The 3,149-nt window shown below is 44.3% G+C and carries 2 protein-coding genes; both read left to right on the forward strand.

The features are described from left to right. The first annotated feature begins 84 nt into the window (after nucleotides 1-84). On the forward strand, nucleotides 85-1,593 hold the full coding sequence (gene glpK / locus SMIDD26_RS00435) for a glycerol kinase GlpK (RefSeq protein ID WP_050272612.1): 1,509 nt from the start codon (nucleotides 85-87) through the stop codon (nucleotides 1,591-1,593). 41 nt (nucleotides 1,594-1,634) lie between these two features. Next, on the forward strand, nucleotides 1,635-3,149 hold a 1,515-nt coding region (glpO, locus tag SMIDD26_RS00440; protein WP_134990093.1), incomplete at its 3' end, for a type 1 glycerol-3-phosphate oxidase.

A 3,149-nucleotide genomic window follows, 5' to 3' on the forward strand; every position in this document is an offset into this window, starting at 1 on the left:
TGATGAACAAGAAAGCGCTTTATTTTGTATACTAGTAAGTGTAACGAGGAAACATCCTCAAGATCTTTATCAGGAGGACAGCACATGTCACAAGAAAAATACATCATGGCCATTGACCAGGGGACTACAAGCTCTCGTGCCATCATTTTCAACAAAAAAGGAGAAAAGGTCAGCTCGAGTCAAAAAGAGTTTACTCAGATTTTCCCTCAGGCAGGTTGGGTAGAGCACAATGCCAATGAAATTTGGAACTCCGTCCAGTCAGTTATTGCTGGAGCTTTCATCGAAAGTGGTGTCAAGCCAAATCAAATCGAAGCAATCGGGATTACCAACCAGCGTGAAACAACGGTCGTCTGGGATAAGAAAACTGGGCTCCCTATCTACAACGCAATCGTTTGGCAGTCACGCCAGACAGCACCTTTGGCTGAACAACTAAAAAGCCAAGGTTATGTGGAAAAATTCCATGAAAAGACTGGTTTGATCATCGATGCTTACTTCTCTGCTACCAAGGTTCGTTGGATTTTAGACCATGTAGAAGGCGCTCAAGAGCGAGCAGAAAAGGGTGAATTGCTCTTTGGTACGATTGATACTTGGTTGGTTTGGAAATTGACTGACGGTGCGGCTCACGTGACGGACTACTCAAATGCAGCCCGTACCATGCTTTATAACATTAAAGAACTCAAATGGGATGATGAGATTTTGGAAATTCTCAACATTCCTAAGGCTATGCTGCCTGAGGTTCGTTCTAACTCTGAAATCTACGGTAAAACAGCGCCATTCCATTTCTATGGTGGACAAGTGCCAATCTCAGGTATGGCTGGTGACCAACAGGCAGCCCTCTTTGGACAGTTGGCTTTTGAACCTGGTATGGTTAAGAATACGTATGGAACAGGTTCTTTCATCATCATGAATACCGGGGAAGAGATGCAGCTGTCTGAAAATAACCTCTTGACAACGATTGGTTACGGTATCAATGGCAAGGTTTACTATGCCTTAGAAGGTTCTATCTTCATCGCAGGAAGTGCCATTCAATGGCTTCGTGACGGACTTCGCATGGTTGAAAATTCACCAGAATCTGAAAAATATGCTCGTGATTCTCACAACAATGACGAAGTTTATGTTGTTCCAGCCTTTACAGGTCTAGGTGCTCCATACTGGAACCAAAACGCTCGCGGTTCTGTCTTTGGCTTAACTCGTGGAACAACTAAAGAAGACTTTATCAAGGCGACTTTACAATCTATCGCTTATCAAGTGCGTGACATCATCGATACCATGCAAGTAGATGCGCAGACAGCTATCCAAGTCTTGAAAGTAGATGGTGGTGCAGCCATGAATAATTTCCTCATGCAGTTTCAAGCTGATATTTTGGGAATCGACATCGCACGCGCCAAAAACTTGGAAACAACAGCTTTGGGGGCAGCTTTCCTAGCAGGTTTGTCAGTAGGCTACTGGAAGGATTTGGATGAGTTGAAACTCTTGAACGAGACAGGAGAACTCTTTGAGCCATCGATGAACGAATCTCGCAAGGAACAACTCTACAAGGGCTGGAAGAAGGCTGTAAAAGCAACCCAAGTCTTTGCGGAAGTAGACGACTAATATTGGAAGAATAAAGCGACTTAGTTAGAAAGTGTGTAAAAATGGAATTTTCAAAGAAAACACGTGAATTATCAATTAAAAAAATGCAGGAACGCACCCTGGATCTCTTGATTATCGGTGGAGGAATCACAGGGGCTGGTGTAGCCTTGCAGGCGGCAGCCAGTGGTCTTGAGACTGGTTTGATTGAAATGCAAGACTTCGCAGAAGGAACATCCAGCCGTTCAACAAAATTGGTTCACGGAGGACTACGTTACCTTAAGCAATTTGATGTAGAAGTGGTATCAGATACGGTTTCTGAACGTGCAGTGGTTCAACAAATCGCACCACACATTCCAAAACCAGATCCAATGCTCTTGCCAGTTTACGACGAAGATGGAGCGACCTTTAGCCTCTTCCGTCTGAAAGTAGCTATGGACTTGTATGACCTTTTGGCAGGAGTTAACAACACACCAGCTGCTAACAAGGTTTTGAGCAAGGAAGAAGTTTTGGAACGCCAACCAAACTTGAAGAAGGAAGGCTTGGTAGGAGGTGGGGTTTACCTTGACTTCCGTAACAACGATGCCCGTCTCGTGATTGAAAATATCAAACGTGCCAACCAAGACGGTGCCCTCATTGCTAACCACGTGAAGGCAGAAGGCTTCCTCTTTGACGAAAGTGGCAAGATTACAGGTGTTGTAGCTCGTGATTTGTTGACAGACCAAGTCTTTGAAATCAAGGCCCGTCTGGTGATTAACACAACAGGTCCTTGGAGCGACAAGGTACGCAATTTATCTAATAAGGGAACCCAATTCTCACAAATGCGCCCAACTAAGGGAGTTCACTTGGTAGTGGATTCAAGCAAAATCAAGGTTTCACAGCCAGTTTACTTTGACACAGGTTTGGGTGACGGTCGTATGGTCTTTGTTCTCCCACGTGAAAACAAGACCTACTTTGGTACAACTGATACAGACTATACAGGTGATTTGGAGCATCCAAAAGTAACTCAAGAAGATGTAGATTACCTACTTGGTATTGTCAACAACCGCTTCCCAGAAGCGAATATTACAGTTGCTGACATTGAAAGTAGCTGGGCAGGTCTTCGTCCATTGATTGCAGGGAACAGTGCCTCTGACTATAATGGTGGAAATAACGGTACCATCAGTGATGAAAGCTTTGACAACTTGATTGCGACTGTTGAATCTTATCTCTCCAAAGAAAAAACACGTGAAGATGTTGAGTCTGCTGTCAGCAAGCTTGAAAGTAGCACATCTGAGAAACATTTGGATCCATCTGCAGTTTCTCGTGGGTCTAGCTTGGACCGTGATGACAATGGTCTTTTGACTCTTGCTGGTGGTAAAATCACAGACTACCGTAAGATGGCTGAAGGGGCTATGGAGCGCGTGCTTGACATCCTCAAAGCAGAATTTGACCGCAGCTTTAAACTCATCAACTCTAAAACTTACCCTGTTTCAGGTGGGGAATTGAACCCAGCAAATGTGGACTCAGAAATCGAAGCCTTTGCACAACTTGGAGTGTCACGTGGTTTGGATAGCAAGGAAGCTCATTACCTAGCAAAT

Origin of the sequence: Streptococcus mitis, assembly GCF_001579035.1 — a bacterium.
Taxonomy (GTDB): Bacteria; Bacillota; Bacilli; order Lactobacillales; family Streptococcaceae; genus Streptococcus; species Streptococcus mitis_J.